23 protein-coding genes are annotated in these 17,189 nt (G+C 60.0%); 14 read left to right on the top strand and 9 right to left on the bottom strand.

The window, feature by feature from the left end; genetic code table 11:
* Positions 1 to 126: 126 nt before the first annotated feature.
* From RMQ97_RS03020 to RMQ97_RS03000, 5 genes are all read left to right on the top strand, one after another.
* Positions 127 to 1,260 (top strand): Re/Si-specific NAD(P)(+) transhydrogenase subunit alpha, encoded by a 1,134-nt coding sequence (locus tag RMQ97_RS03020; protein WP_413659353.1) that lies wholly within the window; start codon positions 127 to 129, stop codon positions 1,258 to 1,260.
* A 29-nt stretch (positions 1,261 to 1,289) separates the two neighbouring features.
* The gene (locus RMQ97_RS03015; protein ID WP_413659352.1) at positions 1,290 to 1,598 is read left to right on the top strand and encodes a proton-translocating transhydrogenase family protein; all 309 of its coding nucleotides are present in this window, start codon (positions 1,290 to 1,292) and stop codon (positions 1,596 to 1,598) included.
* Position 1,599: 1 nt separating this feature from the next.
* A complete protein-coding gene (locus tag RMQ97_RS03010; protein WP_413659351.1) occupies positions 1,600 to 3,003 on the top strand; it encodes an NAD(P)(+) transhydrogenase (Re/Si-specific) subunit beta in 1,404 nt (467 codons plus the stop codon).
* Positions 3,004 to 3,082: 79 nt separating this feature from the next.
* Entirely contained in the window at positions 3,083 to 3,514 is a 432-nt protein-coding gene (locus tag RMQ97_RS03005) for a DUF3995 domain-containing protein (protein WP_413659350.1), read from the top strand.
* Between the two features lie 78 nt (positions 3,515 to 3,592).
* Positions 3,593 to 3,880, top strand: coding sequence for a hypothetical protein (locus RMQ97_RS03000; RefSeq protein WP_413659349.1), 288 nt, complete (start codon positions 3,593 to 3,595; stop codon positions 3,878 to 3,880).
* 67 nt (positions 3,881 to 3,947) lie between these two features.
* Here RMQ97_RS03000 and RMQ97_RS02995 read toward each other — a convergent pair whose 3' ends face one another.
* Positions 3,948 to 4,562: a class I SAM-dependent methyltransferase gene (locus RMQ97_RS02995; RefSeq protein WP_413659348.1), complete on the bottom strand. Its 615-nt coding sequence runs from the start codon at positions 4,560 to 4,562 to the stop codon at positions 3,948 to 3,950.
* Positions 4,562 to 5,047, bottom strand: coding sequence for a DUF6265 family protein (locus RMQ97_RS02990; protein WP_413659347.1), 486 nt, complete (start codon positions 5,045 to 5,047; stop codon positions 4,562 to 4,564). The genes RMQ97_RS02995 and RMQ97_RS02990 overlap by 1 nt, the downstream gene beginning before the upstream one ends.
* A gap of 73 nt (positions 5,048 to 5,120) precedes the next feature.
* Between RMQ97_RS02990 and RMQ97_RS02985 the strand changes: the two genes are divergently transcribed.
* The 3 genes from RMQ97_RS02985 (at position 5,121) to RMQ97_RS02975 (ending at position 8,131) form a co-directional block, all read left to right on the top strand.
* A complete protein-coding gene (locus RMQ97_RS02985) occupies positions 5,121 to 5,675 on the top strand; it encodes a DUF4269 domain-containing protein (RefSeq protein ID WP_413659346.1) in 555 nt (184 codons plus the stop codon).
* A 105-nt stretch (positions 5,676 to 5,780) separates the two neighbouring features.
* Complete coding sequence (locus RMQ97_RS02980; RefSeq protein WP_413659345.1) at positions 5,781 to 6,737, top strand: ABC transporter ATP-binding protein; 957 nt, start codon at positions 5,781 to 5,783, stop codon at positions 6,735 to 6,737.
* On the top strand, positions 6,737 to 8,131 hold the full coding sequence (locus RMQ97_RS02975) for an ABC transporter permease (RefSeq protein WP_413659344.1): 1,395 nt from the start codon (positions 6,737 to 6,739) through the stop codon (positions 8,129 to 8,131). The genes RMQ97_RS02980 and RMQ97_RS02975 overlap by 1 nt, the downstream gene beginning before the upstream one ends.
* On the opposite strand, the gene RMQ97_RS02970 is transcribed toward RMQ97_RS02975, so the two are convergent.
* On the bottom strand, positions 8,125 to 8,574 hold the full coding sequence (locus tag RMQ97_RS02970; RefSeq protein ID WP_413659343.1) for a winged helix-turn-helix transcriptional regulator: 450 nt from the start codon (positions 8,572 to 8,574) through the stop codon (positions 8,125 to 8,127). The genes RMQ97_RS02975 and RMQ97_RS02970 overlap by 7 nt on opposite strands.
* Before the next feature lie 76 nt (positions 8,575 to 8,650).
* On the opposite strand from RMQ97_RS02970, the gene RMQ97_RS02965 reads away from it, so the two are divergent.
* A complete protein-coding gene (locus RMQ97_RS02965) occupies positions 8,651 to 9,394 on the top strand; it encodes an SDR family NAD(P)-dependent oxidoreductase (protein WP_413659342.1) in 744 nt (247 codons plus the stop codon).
* Complete coding sequence (locus RMQ97_RS02960) at positions 9,394 to 9,993, top strand: 2-hydroxychromene-2-carboxylate isomerase (protein WP_413659341.1); 600 nt, start codon at positions 9,394 to 9,396, stop codon at positions 9,991 to 9,993. Before RMQ97_RS02965 ends, RMQ97_RS02960 begins: the two co-directional genes overlap by 1 nt.
* Before the next feature lie 147 nt (positions 9,994 to 10,140).
* On the opposite strand, the gene rpsU is transcribed toward RMQ97_RS02960, so the two are convergent.
* The gene (gene rpsU / locus RMQ97_RS02955) at positions 10,141 to 10,368 is read right to left on the bottom strand and encodes a 30S ribosomal protein S21 (protein ID WP_413659575.1); all 228 of its coding nucleotides are present in this window, start codon (positions 10,366 to 10,368) and stop codon (positions 10,141 to 10,143) included.
* 177 nt (positions 10,369 to 10,545) lie between these two features.
* Between rpsU and RMQ97_RS02950 the strand changes: the two genes are divergently transcribed.
* From RMQ97_RS02950 to RMQ97_RS02940, 3 genes are all read left to right on the top strand, one after another.
* Positions 10,546 to 11,199, top strand: a complete 654-nt coding sequence (locus RMQ97_RS02950; protein WP_413659340.1) for a COQ9 family protein — start codon at positions 10,546 to 10,548, stop codon at positions 11,197 to 11,199.
* Positions 11,200 to 11,340: 141 nt separating this feature from the next.
* Entirely contained in the window at positions 11,341 to 12,000 is a 660-nt protein-coding gene (locus RMQ97_RS02945; RefSeq protein ID WP_413659339.1) for an alternative oxidase, read from the top strand.
* Positions 12,001 to 12,065: 65 nt separating this feature from the next.
* Positions 12,066 to 12,677, top strand: a complete 612-nt coding sequence (locus RMQ97_RS02940; protein ID WP_413659338.1) for a T6SS immunity protein Tdi1 domain-containing protein — start codon at positions 12,066 to 12,068, stop codon at positions 12,675 to 12,677.
* 4 nt (positions 12,678 to 12,681) lie between these two features.
* Here the strand turns inward: RMQ97_RS02940 and RMQ97_RS02935 are convergent, their stop codons facing one another.
* The 3 genes from RMQ97_RS02935 to purE form a co-directional block, all read right to left on the bottom strand.
* Positions 12,682 to 13,464 carry a metallophosphoesterase gene (locus RMQ97_RS02935; RefSeq protein WP_413659337.1) on the bottom strand — a complete coding sequence of 261 codons (783 nt, stop codon included), beginning with the start codon at positions 13,462 to 13,464 and terminating at the stop codon, positions 12,682 to 12,684.
* Between the two features lie 87 nt (positions 13,465 to 13,551).
* The gene (locus tag RMQ97_RS02930; protein WP_413659336.1) at positions 13,552 to 14,631 is read right to left on the bottom strand and encodes a 5-(carboxyamino)imidazole ribonucleotide synthase; all 1,080 of its coding nucleotides are present in this window, start codon (positions 14,629 to 14,631) and stop codon (positions 13,552 to 13,554) included.
* A 6-nt stretch (positions 14,632 to 14,637) separates the two neighbouring features.
* Positions 14,638 to 15,165, bottom strand: coding sequence for a 5-(carboxyamino)imidazole ribonucleotide mutase (gene purE / locus RMQ97_RS02925; RefSeq protein ID WP_413659335.1), 528 nt, complete (start codon positions 15,163 to 15,165; stop codon positions 14,638 to 14,640).
* A 165-nt stretch (positions 15,166 to 15,330) separates the two neighbouring features.
* Here purE and RMQ97_RS02920 point away from each other — a divergent pair, with 165 nt between their 5' ends.
* On the top strand, positions 15,331 to 16,074 hold the full coding sequence (locus tag RMQ97_RS02920) for a GGDEF domain-containing protein (RefSeq protein ID WP_413659334.1): 744 nt from the start codon (positions 15,331 to 15,333) through the stop codon (positions 16,072 to 16,074).
* 23 nt (positions 16,075 to 16,097) lie between these two features.
* On the opposite strand, the gene RMQ97_RS02915 is transcribed toward RMQ97_RS02920, so the two are convergent.
* On the bottom strand, positions 16,098 to 16,310 hold the full coding sequence (locus tag RMQ97_RS02915; protein WP_413659333.1) for a YdcH family protein: 213 nt from the start codon (positions 16,308 to 16,310) through the stop codon (positions 16,098 to 16,100).
* 206 nt (positions 16,311 to 16,516) lie between these two features.
* Entirely contained in the window at positions 16,517 to 17,131 is a 615-nt protein-coding gene (locus RMQ97_RS02910; RefSeq protein WP_413659332.1) for a UbiX family flavin prenyltransferase, read from the bottom strand.
* Between the last annotated feature and the right edge of the window lie 58 nt (positions 17,132 to 17,189).

The following is a 17,189-nucleotide window of genomic DNA, read 5'->3' as shown; positions in this document are numbered from 1 at the left end:
GGTGACGCTTACGTCACCAAGTCTCTGAATAATTACCCAAAAAATTTGATTGCGCGACAGGACTTCCCCTGTCGCGTGATTTTTTGCATCGTACCGCCCAGAGAATAAAAAACAGCGCGGGACGATATGAGAATAGCTATTCTGAAAGACGGCCAGGACGGGGAGACCCGGGTGGCCGCAAGCCCCGATACCGTCAAGAAATTCATCAAGGCTGGCCACACCATCGCACTGGAGCGCGGTGCAGGTGATGCGGCCGACATGGCCGATTCGGTATTTGAAGCCGAGGGTGCTGAAACGGGGACACTGACCCAGGTGCTCAAGGGGACGGATGCGGTGTTTGCCGTACAATGCCCGCCCGAGGCCACGCTGAAAAAAATGGCGCCGGGAACGCTTTTGGTCAGCCACATGGCCCCGCACGGCAATCTCGAACGGGCTCAACAACTGGCCGACGCCGGTATTGACGGCCTGGCGATGGAATTTGTGCCTCGCATTACCCGGGCGCAGTCGATGGACGCCCTGTCCTCCCAGTCCAACCTGGCGGGATATCGTGCGGTGATCGAGGCCAGCCAGCTCTATGGGCGGGCCTTTCCGATGATGATGACCGCCGCTGGTACGGTTGCTGCGGCCAAGGCCTTTGTCATGGGCGCCGGAGTGGCGGGCCTCCAGGCCATTGCCACAGCACGCCGCCTGGGCGCGATCGTTTCGGCGACGGATGTCCGCCCGGCCGCCAAGGAACAGGTCGCCTCACTGGGTGGCAAATTCATCGCTGTCGAGGATGAGGAATTCAAGCAGGCTGAAACCGCGGGCGGTTATGCCAAGCAGATGTCGGCTGAATACCAGGCCAAACAGGCCGAACTTGTGGCCAGCCACATCGCCAAACAGGATGTGGTCGTGACCACAGCCCTGATCCCGGGCCGGGACGCTCCGACACTGATCACACAGGCCATGGTGGAAACGATGAAGCCCGGCTCGGTGATTGTCGACATCGCAGCACCTGCCGGCGGGAATTGCGAGCTCACGCAGGCCGGCAAAGTGGTCGAGCACAAGGGCGTCAAGATTGCCGGTTTCACCAATCTGCCCGGTCGAATGGCTGCCGACGCCTCAGCGCTCTACGCGAAAAACCTCGCCAACCTTCTGCCACTTCTGATCGATGAAGCCGGCAACAAGGCACCGCACTGGGATGATGAAGTCATCCAGGGCATGGCCCTGACCCGCGATGGCCAGGTCATTCATCCCACCCTTGTCTCGGAAAACGCCTAAGGGCGCGAACAGCCAAAAAGGAAACTCCCATGGAAGCCGTTGATCCGGTGATCTTCCGACTGGCGATTTTCGTCCTCGCCGTGTTTGTTGGATACTATGTTGTGTGGTCGGTCACGCCGGCCCTGCACACCCCTTTGATGGCCGTCACCAACGCCATCTCGTCTGTCATCATTGTCGGCGCCCTGCTGGCCGCTGCAGCCTCAGGCGGCAGTGGCGGGGGTGATACCGCAGCCAGAGGCTTTGGATTTATCGCCATCATCCTGGCCAGCGTGAATATATTCGGCGGCTTCCTCGTCACCCAGCGCATGCTGGCGATGTACAAGAAAAAGGAGCGCTGACATGTCCGCCAATCTTGCTGCGCTGCTCTATCTCGTCTCCGGCATCTGTTTCATTCTCGCCCTGCGCGGATTGTCGAGCCCTGAGACCGCCCGCCAAGGCAATTATTACGGCATGGCCGGCATGGCGATCGCCGTGGCAACCACGCTGTTTGCCATTGATCTTGATCTCGTCACCATCGGCATGATTGCCGGGGGTGTGGCGATCGGGGGTGTCGGAGGGGGCATTATCGCCCGCCGTATTCCCATGACCGCCATGCCGCAACTTGTGGCCGCCTTCCACTCGCTCGTTGGCCTGGCCGCAGTCTTGGTCGCCGCCGCTGCGCTTTACGCTCCGGACAGTTTTGGCATTGCCGGTGAGTTCGGCAAGCTCAAGGGTCTCAGCCTGTTTGAACTCTCGCTGGGCACCGCCATTGGCGCCATGACCTTCTCCGGTTCGGTGATCGCCTTTGCCAAGCTCAATGGCAATATGTCCGGTGCGCCGATCCTTCTGCCTGGCCGCCATGTCATCAATATCGCCATCGCCGCGGCCATTGCCCTGCTGATTGCCTTCCTGATGGCCTCCGGAGGCGAGTTGAAGATCGCCTTCTGGATCATCACCCTGGCAGCCCTGGTTCTGGGGATCACCCTGATCATCCCGATCGGCGGGGCCGACATGCCGGTCGTGGTGTCGATGCTCAACTCCTATTCCGGTTGGGCCGCTGCTGCTCTGGGCTTTACCCTGGAAAACACCGCCCTTTTGGTCACAGGCGCTTTGGTCGGCTCCTCCGGTGCCATCCTGTCCTACATCATGTGCAAGGGCATGAACCGCTCCTTCATCTCCGTGATCCTGGGCGGATTTGGTGAGGATGGAGGCGCAGCCGCAACGGCCGGGCCTCAGGGCAATGCCAAGCTGGGCTCAGCCGAAGACGCGGCCTTTGTCATGAAAAACGCGGGCAAGGTCATCATCGTGCCGGGTTATGGCATGGCTGTCGCCCAGGCCCAGCACGCGCTGAAGGAAATGGCTGACCTGCTCAAGGCAGAAGGTGTGGATGTGTCCTATGCCATCCACCCTGTGGCCGGTCGCATGCCTGGACACATGAATGTTCTGCTCGCCGAAGCCAATGTGCCTTACGACGAGGTGTTCGAGCTGGAGGATATCAATTCCGACTTCTCCAATGCGGACGTTGTCTTCGTGATCGGCGCCAATGACGTCACCAACCCGGCGGCTGAAGATGATCCGGCCTCCCCGATCTATGGCATGCCGGTGCTGCAGGTCTGGAAAGCGGGTACGGTCTTTTTCGTCAAACGATCCTTGGGATCGGGTTATGCCGGTGTCGAAAACCCGCTCTTCTTCCGCGACAACACCATGATGCTGCTCGGGGATGCCAAGAAGATGACCGAGGAAATCAACAAGTCGATGGGCTAGCCGTGCGACACAAACACCGATTGCCAATCTCCATCCGGACGGGGCAGGATCACCGCGGTCACAGACACAGGCGGATCCCATGATCTTCACCCTATCCGGATGGTTTTGCGCCATCGTGCTGACACTCACCAGCCTGATCCATGTCTATTGGGGATTGGGCGGTCTCTGGCCAGCCTCCGATCCAGCCGAGCTGTCACGCACTGTGGTGGGTGTGGATGCCCAACAGATGCCCGGCCTGGTCCTCACTCTTGTGATCGCGGTCTTGATCTTCGCCGCCGGAGCATTCGGTTTCGCCCGAGGTGTTCTGCGCTGGGACTCCCTGCTCCTGATCCGTATCCCGCTCGACATACTTACGGCGATCTTCACCCTGCGCGGCGCAATCACCTACCTGCCCGGACCTTTCGCCCAGGCAACGGAGCCGTTCAAAACGCTCAACATCACCTATTTTTCACCCCTGATCCTGGCCCTGGCGGTGTGTTTTGCGCTGCTGACCTTCAGTCCGCGGGACTAGTCCGCGCACGACCAGACGCCGACACCCGGGCGAGCATCGTGTCAGCTCCTGTTCATGACGGGATGAGAGACTGCCCGCATGATGACGGAGCTTGCCCTTCTTCTTGCGCCGGAGATTGCGCAGGACTGTACCTATAACGGCATCGCGCTGCACGGCGAAGTGAAGGTCGTGGATGCCTTTGCCGATATTCGCGTACAGGTCGTTGAGAGTTTTGCCGATCTCAAGGTCAAGACGGTCGAGAGCTTTCCCGACGATTGCGGCGAATGGGAGTTTGTCGACAGTTTTCCCGATTTCACCATCGAATTCGTGACCCGTTTTCCGGACATCAAGATCCGCTATGTCGAGAGTTTTCCGGGACTGGACTAGATGCCCCTGCTCTTGCCCCAGGCTTGCTCTTGCCCCCGGCTTGCTCCTGCCCCAACCCCGCTCTGGCCTATTTCGCCGTTCCCCAATACTGGTAGCCGGCAAAACGCGGTACGCCGCGCATATAGTCGCAATGCGCCTCCTCCAGCTCGAAACCGCCCGTGCGCAAGAGGGCGGGAATATCCCGTGTCAGATGGCATCCGCCGGCCAGTGGTTTCCAGACCGGTTCGACCCGCCTCTGCCAGCGCAGGACGCCCGCATCCGGCGCTCGTCCATGTTCGAGATAGAGCAAACGCCCGCCGGGTTTAAGCACACGCTTCATCTCTCGCACGGCCTCGATCGCGCCGGGAATGGTGCACAGGGTGAAGGTCAAAACCACGGTATCGACCGAGTGGTCCTCCAGGGGAACATCCTCACCCGGCAGATCGATAAACTCAACGGGAACGGCGCAGGCATCCACCGCCTTGGCCGCCTTGCGACGCATGCACAGCGATGGTTCCAGCCCGAATACACGATCAACTTTCGACGGATCATAGAATTGCAGATTGGGACCCGTTCCCAGTCCGATCTCCAGCACCCGGCCCTGCGCAGCCGGTACCACGAGAGCGCGCTGTTTCATGATCGGTGGCGCACAACACGACCAGCCGATCAGGTGCGGCAGGATATGATCATCATAGACCGACATCAGGGCTCCAGACGATCCAGCTGGAAGGGCAGGGTCATAACGGACCCGTCTGCGCGGTGCATATCCAGCTCAATATGAAGATGCCCGTCCCCGGTCAGGCGATACACCAGCCCGTCCCACCGCCATTCCCGCTCGCCCGGCACACTGTCGTCAAAGGCCACATACTCGTCGCGCTCCTCCCAGCCGGAGAGGTCGGGATTGAAATGCTTGACGAAATAGCCGTGTACATCGCCGACCTGGCCGATGGTCAGATGTTCGGTGAAGGCCAGAGCGCCTTCCTGTTCCAGCTGGAACACACCTGTCATCTGTCCGCCCGCCGGCGGCAGCCAGCATTCGGTCACGACACCACCAAGAGCCTCGCCCTGCCAGCAGCCCACGAGCCAGAGCGGCAGGTCCGGCGCACGCGCCAACTGTGACGTCTCGTCCTGCAGCTCATGCGCGTGACTGTCTCCAAGCACCATCATCGCCACCAAGAGTGTGAACATGTGACATCCTCCCCGTTTCTTCCTACTCCAGCCCTGCTTGACCGTCCAAGCAAAACGGTTCACACCGCCCGCCATGCAGACAGACCGAATAGATATCGACATCGCTCGCTCCCGGCTGGCGAGCGCGAACGTGTTTGATGCACTGAGTGGGTTTGATCCGCGCTGGGTGGGCTCGATCCCACTGGACATTCACGGTCCGGGCGCGGACGCCGATATCTGTTGTTGTGCCAGCCCTGATCTCGACAGTTTTCAGGCGCGGCTTACGGACGCGTTTTCCAAGCATGACGGTTTTGAAGTGAGCCCCAACCTGCATGCCGGCGAGGCCTCGATCATCGCCCGCTTCAATCTCGATGATCTGCCCGTCGAGATCTATGGCCGGGCCCGACCGGTCGAATCCCATGAGAGCTACATCCACTGGCTGGCGGAAGACCGGCTATTGCGGCTGGCTGAAGATCGTCTGCGTCTCGATGTGACACGGGCCAAACGTCAAGGTCTCAAGACTGAACCCGCCTTTGCGACCTGCCTCAAACTGGGCGGCGAACCCTATGCCGAACTCCTCAAGCTCGCTTCGCCCGGCGACGAGGCCCTGCGCGCCATCCTGCGACTGGCGGGGTATACCCCGCGCTGATCCCGACCCGCTTGCAGAGGGCGGGACGCGGCAGGTGTGCAATTCCGCTGGCCTCGCCCGATTGCGGGATCTAGGTTTGCGCTTCATATCGCAGGGAGGGTGAATATGGGTGAGACCATTCTGTCCCTGGACAATGTCTCAAAGGCCTTCAAGGCCAAGCAGGCTGTCCGGGACGTCAGTTTCAACGTCAAACGTGGCACGATCACCGGGTTTTTGGGCCCGAACGGCGCCGGAAAATCCACCTCACTCCGGATGTCATTGGGAATTCTGTCCCCCGACACCGGTTCCGTGAGCCTGTTTGGCAAACGCCCCGATACTCGCATTCTCGATCGTGTCGGTTTCCTGCCGGAAGAGCGCGGTATCTACCGTAAGATGAAGGTAATCGATGTGATCGTCTTCTTCGCCCGCCTCAAAGGTGTCCCACCCGGTCGTGCCCGCGAGCTGGGTCTGGCCATGCTGGAACAGTTCGAGCTGGGCGGTGTCGCGGACCAGAAGGTCAAAACCCTCTCCAAGGGCATGGCCCAGAAGGTTCAGATCATCTCCACGCTCATCCACGAGCCGGAATTCATCATTCTGGACGAACCCTTCTCCGGTCTCGACCCGGTCAACCAGATGGTATTGGAAAATGTCGTCCGCGCCCAGCTCAATGCCGGTCGCACCGTCCTGTTCTCCACCCATGTCATGGAACACGCCGAACGTCTGTGTGACCAGATCATCCTGATCAATCAGGGTCGCAAAGTGTTTGACGGCACGGTGCCTGAAGCCCTCGCCCAGGTTCCGCGCCGGGTGATCCTCGAAGTGGCTGATGACACAGACCTGTCCAACCTGCTTGGTGGTCTCGGCGAGGTCGTCCGCGAGGAGATTGGTGACAATGAAGGCGTCAGCGGTGTGTGGCGCTGGCGCATCGATCTGAAACCCGGTGTTGATGCCCAGGATGTGCTCAAAGCCTGTGTGGAAGCCAATATCAAGCTCGCCCGGTTCGAACCGGTGCGGGCTCACCTGCATGATGTGTTTGTCCACCTTGTTGAATCCAGTGGCCAGGCGACCGAGGAGACTGTCTGATGCGCGCCATCTATCTCATAGCCCGCCGCGAATTCCTGTCCTATGTCGCCACTTGGGGGTTCTGGCTGTCCCTGGCATCCGTTCCCATGTTCATGGCGCTGGGTTTTGGCCTCCCGATGCTAATCGAGAACTCCCAGCCCACCCGTTATTATGCCCTCATCGATGAGAGCGGGGGCGAGCTGGAAGCCGCAGTCTTTGCTGGCCTGGAAGCCGCCCGTGCCGAACAGGCCGAGGCCGTTCGGGAAATGACCGAGGAATTGATGGGCGACCTACCGCCCCAGGCCCAGGCCGCAATGGACGCGCAGCTGCCGCAGCTGGGCGATAATCGCTATCGGCGTGTCGATCCCGGTGTCAGCGATCTCGACAGTCTTCGCCCCTATCTGCTGGGCGAGCGTCTGGTCGAGACCTCAGACGGTCCACAACCCCTTTTCGCGGCCATCCTGATCCGCGGGTCCGCCGAGGCCGGAATTGAAGTCGATTACTGGTCCACCAATCTGACCGATAGCAATTTGCGCTCCGATATCCGGCGTGCACTCCAGGCCCACATGCAGGACACCCGGCTGCTGGCAGAAGGGGTGTCTCCGGCCATTCTGGATGCTGTTGAGGAATTGCGTCCGCTGGTGCGTGAACTCAATCCGGAACGGGCTGCAGAACAGGCCGAAGTCACAGATGCCGAGCGCATTCCGGTCTTTGTTGGCATCGCGGTCGCCTTCATCCTCTGGGTGATCATCTTCTCCGTGGTCAACATGCTGCTCTCGGCGATGATCGAAGAGAAAGGCAACAAGGTGCTGGAGATGATGATGGCCTCCAGTCGTCACCATGAGATCCTGCTGGGCAAGCTGCTGGGTGTTGCCGCGGTCTCAGCAACCTTGCTGCTGTTCTGGGTCTGTCTGGCCCTGGGAGGCGGTATCGCGGTCCAACAGGCCGCAGCGACGGCTGATCTTCCTGCCGCCGACGTCCTGGCTGCGATCTTCAATCCGGGCCTTCTTCTACCGGCCCTGGGCTATTTCGTGATCGGGTATTTGATGTACGGGGCGTTGTTCCTGTCCATCGGCGCGCTGTGCGAGACTCTCCAGGACGCCCAGACCCTGATGAGCCCGATGATGCTAGTGATGATGGTACCGCTCTTCCTCGTCATGATGGCTCTGGAATCGCCGGACTCGCCCATCCTGCAGTTTGCCAGCTGGGTCCCGCTCTGGACGCCCTTCATCATGCTGGCTCGCCTCGCCCAGGATCCGCCGCTTGTCGAACTTATCGCCACGACTGTGGTCATGATCGCCTTCGCCGGCTTCATGATCTGGGGATCGGGTGTAATGTTCCGCATGGGCGCCCTGAACCAGGCCAATCAGGACACGGTGAAGAACTGGTTCCGCTTTGGCCGCAAGGCTCAATAGGCCTCATTCCAGCGCGGGATGACCTGTTTGGGGTCGATGGCTTCGCCGCACTCCGAACAGGTTGTCACCGGCTGGAAGTCGTGGCCGCACACGGCATGGGTTCGCAGGACCGGCGGCCCCTTCTCGCCTCCATAGTGCACGTCACCCCAATGCAAGAGCGCAAGCAGGGCTGGATAGAGATCCAGCCCTTTTTGTGTGAGCCGATACTCGTAGCGCACCGGGCGTTCTTGGTAGGCACGCTTTTCCATCACTCCCTCTTCGACCAGCAAGCTCAGGCGTTCTGTCAGCACCCGGCGGGCAATACCCAGGCTGGCGTGAAAGTCCTCGAACCGACGGATACGCATGAAGGCGTCTCGCAGCACCATCAAGGTCCAGCGATCACCGATGACAGCCAAGGTCCGTGAGAGGGAACAGGGTTGATCTTTGAGTTCATTCCAACGCATGCCCGGTTTTCTCATTGACTCAGTTCATTTTCAAGACTTAGTTAGTTTTATTATAAGATTTACGGGGAGAGAGATGATGGGCCAAGGCCAGGCCAGTTGCGCGATTATCGGCGCGGGCGACTTCATCGGGGCCGCCATCGCACGCAAATTCGCGGCAGAGGGATTCACCGTCGTGCTGGGTCGCCGAAATGCCGAGAAGCTGGAACCGCTCAAAGCAGAGATCGAAGCGGCGGGTGGAACCTGTATCGCGCGCGCCCTGGATGCCCGACAGGAAGACCAGGTGGTCGAGTTTCTGGGGGCGGCCCACGCGGCGGCCCCGCTGGACGTGGTCATCGCCAATACCGGTGCCAATGTTCACTTCCCGCTGCTCGACACCACCGAGCGTGTGTTTTTCAAGGTCTGGGAAATGGCATGCAAGACCGGCTTCCTGGCAGGAAGAGAGGCAGCCCGCATTATGCTGGAGCGGGGTCGAGGGTCGATCTTCTTCACCGGTGCCACAGCCAGCCTGAGGGGTGGGGCGGGTTTCGCGGCCTTTGCCAGCGCAAAAGGCGGTTTGCGCCTGCTAGCCCAGTCCATGGCCCGCGAACTAGGTCCTAAAAACATTCACGTCGCGCATCTGGTTGTGGATGCGGGCGTTGATACCGCCTTTGTCCGGGATCGCATCCGCGCCACCCATGGCGATGACGCTGTCGCGACCCTGCCGCCCGACGTCCTCATGGACCCTGCCTCGATCGCTGAGGCCTATTGGGCCCTGCACCAGCAAAAACGCGACGCCTGGACCTTTGAAATGGATCTACGGCCCTATGGGGAGACCTGGTAATGAAAACGATTGACGCTTACTTCGATTTTGGCAGTCCGAACGCCTATCTCGCCTGGCGGGTCCTGCCGGGCATCGCGCAGCGCACCGGGGCCACAATCCGCTATCACCCGGTTCTGCTGGGCGGGATCTTCAAGGCCACGGGCAATCAGCCCCCCTTGATGACTTTTGGTCATGTCAGTTCAAAACTCGACTACACCCAGCGCGAGATGCACCGCTTCATGGAGCGGCACAAGATTACAGAATTCACTTTCAACCCGCACTTTCCCGTCAACACCCTCTTGATGATGCGCATGGCCGTGGCGGCACAGGAAGACAACCAACTCGACGCCTTCATGTCGGCTGGCTTTCATCACATGTGGGAAGACCCCAAGAATATGGGAGACAGGGACACAGCCATTGCGGCATTGACCGCATCCGGTCTGGACGGCGCACAGCTCGCCGAGCGTGCGTCGGGCATGTCGATCAAAAAGAAGCTGATCACCCTAACGGAGGCGGCGATCGAACGGGGCCTGTTTGGCCTGCCCTCGCATTTTGTGGGCGAGGAACATTATTTCGGCAAGGATACACTCTGGGAGGTCGAAGAGGCGCTGTCGCGCTAGACTTACCCGCGACACGCCAGAGAAGACCGTCACATGTCGTCTTGGTCTCTGTCCGATCATTGCCCAAAGATCACTGGACAACAAAAGAACGCCGCTCCCGCCCTCGGGAACGGCGTCTTTCATTTAAATCGCAGATTCTGGCGAACCTTAGCGACGACCGCGACGTCCGATCAGACCTTCGCGCTGGGCACGTTTACGAGCCAGCTTGCGCGCACGGCGGATGGCTTCTGCCTTCTGACGTGCCTTTTTCTCGGACGGTTTTTCGAAATGATTGCGGCGTTTCATTTCGCGGAAAGTGCCTTCCCGCTGCATTTTCTTTTTCAGCGCGCGGAGCGCTTGCTCCACATTATTGTCGCGCACAACGATCTGTACGATGGTTTCTCTCCATTAAGGTATGGACGCGAGGCCCATCCCCACGTCGCAAGTTCACCAGAGCGGCGGCGTTTACCAGAGGTGCGGCGATGAGTCTATATGTCCTGCACAGGTGCATGAGGTGACGGCATCGCCCGCCTGCGCTACATTATAAGCATGAACGGCACAAACTCCCAAACCTTGAGCCAGCAGGAACTGCGTCTTCGCGCTCTGCTTGATGCGATTCTGCCACATGCGACCTTTGATGGCTGGAGCGCCAAGACCGTGCGATTGGCGGCCCGGGAGGCCGGTTTGAGCCCTGGAGACGTCGCCCTGACTTGTCCGCGCGGGGAAATCGACCTGCTCGCCTACTGGTCGAAAACACTCGATGACGTGGCGGCTGGCGAGATCGCCGCGCTTGATCTGGGGCAGATGAAGATCCGCGACCGGGTGACCTCGGCTGTTCTGTCGCGCCTGACCGCCCTCGCCCCGCACGAGGAAGCGGCCAGACGGGCGCGCGCGCGCCTCCTCTTACCCGATGCCGCCAAAACCGGAGCCGAACTGGTCTGGGCCACAAGCGACATGATCTGGCGCGCGATTGGCGATACATCTACTGACGGCAATTTCTACTCCAAACGCACCATCCTCTCCGCGGTCTATACCGCAACGCTGGCCAGCTGGCTGAGCGAGGATGATCCCGAAAAGGTCAAGGCCCGGGGTTTCCTGGATCGGCGCATCGCGGATGTGATGACGTTTGAGAAGTCAAAAGCGCAATTCCATAAGATGACCGGAGATCTACCCGATGTGGCCCAGATGCTGGGCACATTGCGCTATGGCAAGGGCCCGCAGATCTAGCCGGAATACCTGACTCAACCCCTCCCTATAGACCATAAGTTTTGTGTGCGCTTTGCCGACGCGCGCGATTGTGTCACCTTACGTTTCAGGACCTGGTCGCCCATATAGGGGTCAGATCTAGTCCTGAAGGAGGGACACATCATGACCAAGCCAGTTGAAGGGTTAAACGTTGACATTGATGTCCATCACAAGCCGGAAGGATTGAGCGACCGCATCGCCTTCGGCTTCGTGAAAATGCTGCGTTTCTTTGCCGATCGCTTCTTCGCGAAACGCTATGGACACCGGGCGGTGGTTCTGGAAACCGTCGCAGCCGTTCCCGGCATGGTCGGCGGTCTGCTCCAGCACCTCAAGGCGCTGCGCCGTATCCGCGATGACCAGGGATGGATCCGGACCCTGCTGGACGAAGCCGAGAATGAGCGCATGCATCTGATGACGTTCATCCAGATTGCCCAGCCCAACCTGTTCGAACGCATTGTGATCATGGTCACCCAGGCCATTTTCTACAACTGCTACTTCTTCCTCTACCTGTTTGCCCCCCGAACCGCACACCGGGTCGTTGGGTATTTCGAGGAAGAGGCGGTCATCAGCTACACCCAGTATCTCGCTGAAATCGATGCCGGTCGACATGACAACGTCCCCGCTCCCCAGATCGCGATTGATTATTGGGATTTGCCCCACAATGCCCGCCTTCGGGATGTGATCCTGGTCGTTCGGGAAGACGAGGCCGGCCATCGTGATGTAAATCACGCCTATGCAGACCAATTGACCCGTAAACCTCGTGACAAGGCGCAAGTCGCCTGAAGGGATTGGCACCTGCTTGTCCATCCGATAGGACGGACAAGCAGGTCTAACACGGGCGAGGACACATGCTGGGGTTGTTTCGTAAATCCGGTCGCAAGGCCAGCCAAAAACCGGGCTCTCTGACTGCCAATACGTCTGACGCCAAGGCAGTAACAGGGAACGGACTTTGCCAGCCGCCCCTCGATGCACTCTGCCTGCCAATCAACGACGCCCAGCTTGACCAGGTTCTGGCGGCCTGGTCCTGGCTTGGTCTGGACGGGATGCACCCTGTCTGCATCACCCCCTTCGGCGAGCCACTGCTCCAGTCGGCCTCGGGCCACATCGTCCAGATCGATACGCTCGACGGCCAGCTGACGGAGATCGCGGACAGCCTGCAAGCCTGTCGCGACCGCCTCGCAACGCCTGATGGCCGTGACGAAATCCTGCTGGAAGGCCTTGTCATGACGGCGCAGGACAGAGGTCTCATTCCGGCCTCTGGCCAGTGTTATGACTTCCGGATCCCACCCATTCTGGGTGGTCATCTTGATCCGGACAATATCGAACTCGCCGATATCGTGACCAAGGCCGGCTTCCTGAGCCAGGTTCATCGCCAGATCCGCGCCTTGCCGGCAGGAACCAGCATTTCCGGTGTCCAGATCGATCCCAAGACCGGAACGGTTCAGCTGGAAACTGTGTGACGGCCTAGTCCCAGCGTGGAGACTGGAAATAGGCCTTGAGCGCAGGGATCTGGACCAGCTCCATCTCCGGCCAGCGCAGGGCGGTCAGATGACCGCCAAAACAACAGCCGGTATCAATACACCAGACCCTGTTTTCCACCCGCACCTCGGGTTCGGCGACATGACCGTGCACGACAGTAGGCGTACCGGAATAGTCGCACGCCCAGTTGAGCCGGATCGGAAGCCCGTGCTCGTCTCGATGCTTGGCTACATCACCAAACAGCGCGAAAGATCGCTCGGCGCCCGAATTGACGCCATGAAACTTCTCGGCCAGGCCCGCATGCGCCACCAGGAGGCTCCCGCGGTCCAACAGAAGATGAGTGGGCAGGTCGTAGAGAAATTCCCGCACCTCATGGCGAAAGGCGACGCTTTCACGCTCGAACTGATGAAGCGTCTCTTCCAGACCATGCGTGACCTTAACGTTGTGTCCGTCGAGCCAGCGCCGGAATTTATCGTCATGATTACCCATGACCGTATAGGCGCGCCCCGATTTCGTGGCCGGCATCACAAGCCGGAGAATATCCGGAGACCGCGGTCCACGATCGACCAGATCACCCAGAAAGACGGGTTTACGGCCGTGCGGGTGTGACAACGCATAGTTCCGAGCTCCGACCGGGCCGGTCATGCCCAGAGTGTATCCCAGCCGCTCCAGGAGCATCTCGGCTTCATCCGCGCACCCGTGGAAATCCCCGATCAGATCGAACGGGCCGGTATCGGACTGAAACTGGGTGGGCGTGACAGGGCTCATTCGCTCATTCTAGCCCTATTCGGCACAATACAAAGCCTGTTCACAGAGCCTGTTCGCCGGGCTACACGGCCACGCTCCCGCGTCCCTCTAGAGGTGCCCCAGCCGGTTGATATGCCCCATCTTGCGGCCGGGCTTGGTCTGGCGCTTGCCATAGAGATGAAGGCAGGCTGCAGGTTCAGCCGCCAGAGCCGCCCAGTCGCCCACCTCGTCACCGATCAGATTCTCCATCACAGCGGAGGCAGAGGGGGTCACATCACCCAGTGGCCAGCCCGCCACGGCGCGCATATGTTGCTCAAACTGCGAACAGGCACAGGCATCCTGCGTCCAGTGGCCGGTATTGTGCACGCGCGGCGCGATCTCATTGACCAGAAGCGTTCCGTCAGCAAGCTCGAACAATTCAACGGCAAACACACCCACATGATCCAGACCGGAGCCGATCGCCTTGGCGATCTCGAGTGCCCGCGTTTCCTGTTGTTTGGACAGATTGGGGGCCGGGGCGGTTGTGGTCTTGAGAATACCGTCACGATGGACATTTTCGCCCAGAGGATAGGCCTTGACGCGACCATCCACGCTACGGGCCGCGACAACCGAGAGCTCACGCGTAAACGGGGCCGCGGCCTCCAGGATCGCGGACTGCTCGCCAATGGTTGTCCAGGCCGTGTCTGCGTCCGCTTCGGTGCGGATCCAGGCCTGGCCCTTGCCGTCATACCCAAAGCGCCGGGTCTTCAAGACAGCCGGCAGCCCCACCAGACGGATGGCCTCCTGTAGCTCCGTCAGATTGGACACCGGCGCAAAGGCGACCGTACCCACACCCGCTTCATTGATGAAATTCTTCTCGACGACGCGGTCCTGGGTCAGTTCGAGCGAGCGGGCACCGGGACGCAAGGTGGAGACCCGGGCCGCTATCGCGACCGCTTCGACCGGTACATTCTCGAATTCATAGGTGATGGCGTCGCAACGATCTGCAAAACCCTGGATCGCGCCCGTATCGGACCAGGGCGCAGACCAGGCCCGCGTCGCGACACGCGAAGCCGGACAATCCGGCTCGGGATCATACACATGGACATCAAAACCCAGTTCCGCACCGGCAACAGCCAGCATGCGTCCCAGCTGTCCGCCTCCGAGAATGCCGATGACGGAACCGGGTGCGAGCGGCGCATAATCCATGGAGGGCTAGTCCTCTACTGTTTCAGCAACACTATCGGTCTGGGCTTGTCGCCAGGCGTCGAGGCGATCAGCCAGTTCGCGATCGGACAAGGAGAGTATCGAGGCGGCAAGCAGACCCGCATTTTTCGCCCCGGCATCACCAATGGCCAGCGTCCCGACCGGGACACCACCGGGCATTTGCACGATGGACAACAAGCTGTCCTGACCGCTCAAGGCCTTCGATTTCACCGGAACACCCAGAACCGGAACTGAGGTCATCGAGGCGACCATGCCCGGCAAATGCGCTGCACCCCCGGCCCCTGCGATGACAACCTGCACCCCGCGATCACGCGCGGTCTTGGAAAACTCGACCAGTCGGTCCGGCGTCCTGTGCGCGGACACGACCTTCGCCTCAAAATCGACATTCAATGCATCAAGAATGTCGGCAGCCTTCTTCATGGTGGGCCAATCTGAGCGCGACCCCATGATAATGGCCACGCGTGGCGCGGACGTCGAGCCAGGTTGAGAAGCAGGTTGGGAAGAGGGTTGAGTCATTTCGCTTCCATGACGATCTGAGGAAGCACGCCAACATAGCCTTGCCCCCACGCCCGTCAAGCAGATCTGGTTGAGCGGGCTGAAAAGTGGAGGCTTGAGGCTTTTTTAACCACACTTGGCGAACGTGGATGTGGATCAGGCGACTCGCGCCATAAGGACTTCAGCATGCGTATCGGACCCTATAACCAGACGCGATCGACAGCGAAAACCTCCCGGACGGACAAGGCGTCCAGCGGAAGCGTGACACAACAGGCCTATGTGTCATCCAGCGCGCCGGCCCAGGATGCTGCCTCGATCATGGGCGTTCCGGAAGCGGAACTCACGCCGAATGTCCAACGCGCCCTGATGAGTTTGATGGGTGAGGTTGACCAGCTGCGCAAGGAAACCGAACGCCTGCGTTCACGCATGCGCGATCTGGAAGCCCTCGCCGACCGTGATGTCCTGCTGCCGGTGCTCAATCGCCGGGCCTTCCTGCGCGAAGTCAGCCGGGCCCTGGCGCTTGCGGAACGTCATGATGCGCCGTCCGCCATCGTCTATATCGACTTGAATGGCTTCAAGGACATCAATGACCGATACGGTCATGCCGCCGGCGATGCGGCCCTGGAACATGTCTCTGCCCTGCTCTCGGCCCATGTACGCGAAACCGATGCGGTTGGCCGGATCGGCGGCGATGAATTTGGTCTGGTTCTGACCCTGACCGGTCTGGAGGGTGCGGAACGCAAGGCCGAGGAACTGGTCGACCGGATCGCCAATACACCCTTCTCCCACAACGGAACCGAGCTGACAGTCGGAGCGGCCTGGGGCGCCTACGCACTCCAGTCGGGCCATAATGCAGAAGACGCCATGGCTGAGGCCGACGCCGCCATGTACGCGCGCAAACAATCCATGAAATCTGCGGGTCGGGCCTGACTCACCGGCGCACAAGCGCAGGTTCAGGCAATAATGTCCGGCGTCATCTGATCTTCCACGCGGGAGATTTCGTCCTTCACGCGCAGCTTTTCTTTCTTGAGGCGCGCGATCTTGAGCTGGTCCACCACACCACATTCAGCCAGAGCATCGACTTCCGCGTTCAGTGAGGCGTGTTCCGCACGCAACTCCTCGAGCCGAGCCAGAAGGACTTCCTGATCAAGCGACTCTCCGAGCATGAGCGTGGTATCCTTTGTTTCATTGGCGGGGACTGGCACTGCTACGCAACCGGTCAACTCGCAACCGGTGAAGGTCGCAACCGATAAAGGTCGCAACCTATAAAGGTCGCTACCGGCCGACCCCAATTCGGCGAAGCAGCGAGGGAGGCGTGATACCCCACACCCTCCAGTGAGGCAAACAAAGACTGATCAAATCTTACCAGAAATCACGAATTACGCGAATTACGCGAAGACGACGGTCTTTTTCCGCCTTCAATATCCTCTCCCCAGCGCTGAGTGCCCGACCAGTCGAGGCCGAACAGGTCCAGGGCCCGACCGACCGACTGATCAACCATCTCCTCAATGGTTTTGGGACGCGCATAAAAAGCCGGCAGGGGCGGACATATAATCGCCCCCATCTCCGTCAGCGTCTCCATGGTCCGGATATGCCCCAGATGAAACGGGGTTTCGCGCACCATCAGGACCAGACGGCGACGCTCCTTCAACACCACATCCGCAGCGCGCGTGAGCAGGCTTGACGTCACACCCGTGGCGATTTCGGACATGGTACGGACTGAACAGGGCGCGATCAGCATGCCCACTGTCTGGAAGCTTCCCGAGGCGATCGGCGCTCCCACATCCGGCATTTTATACATGAAATCGGGCATGTCCCGGAAATCCGGGATCGTGATATCGGTCTCATAACCCAGCGTCATCTCTGCCGCACGTGATGCCACACAATGCGTCTCTACGCCGAGTTGTGAAGCAAGTTGGAGCGCGCGAATTCCGTAAACAATTCCCGATGCGCCTGAAATACCTACGATAATTCGGTCCGATTTCATATTTCAGTTACCCCGGAAACGTTTCGTGAATAGACATAATGTCGTAGCGTGCTTCAAT

Origin of the sequence: Maricaulis sp. D1M11 (assembly GCF_047308265.1) — a bacterium.
Classification (GTDB): domain Bacteria; phylum Pseudomonadota; class Alphaproteobacteria; order Caulobacterales; family Maricaulaceae; genus Maricaulis.
The sequence above is the reverse complement of the archived record's forward strand: the minus strand, read 5'-3'. Positions and strand labels throughout refer to the sequence as shown.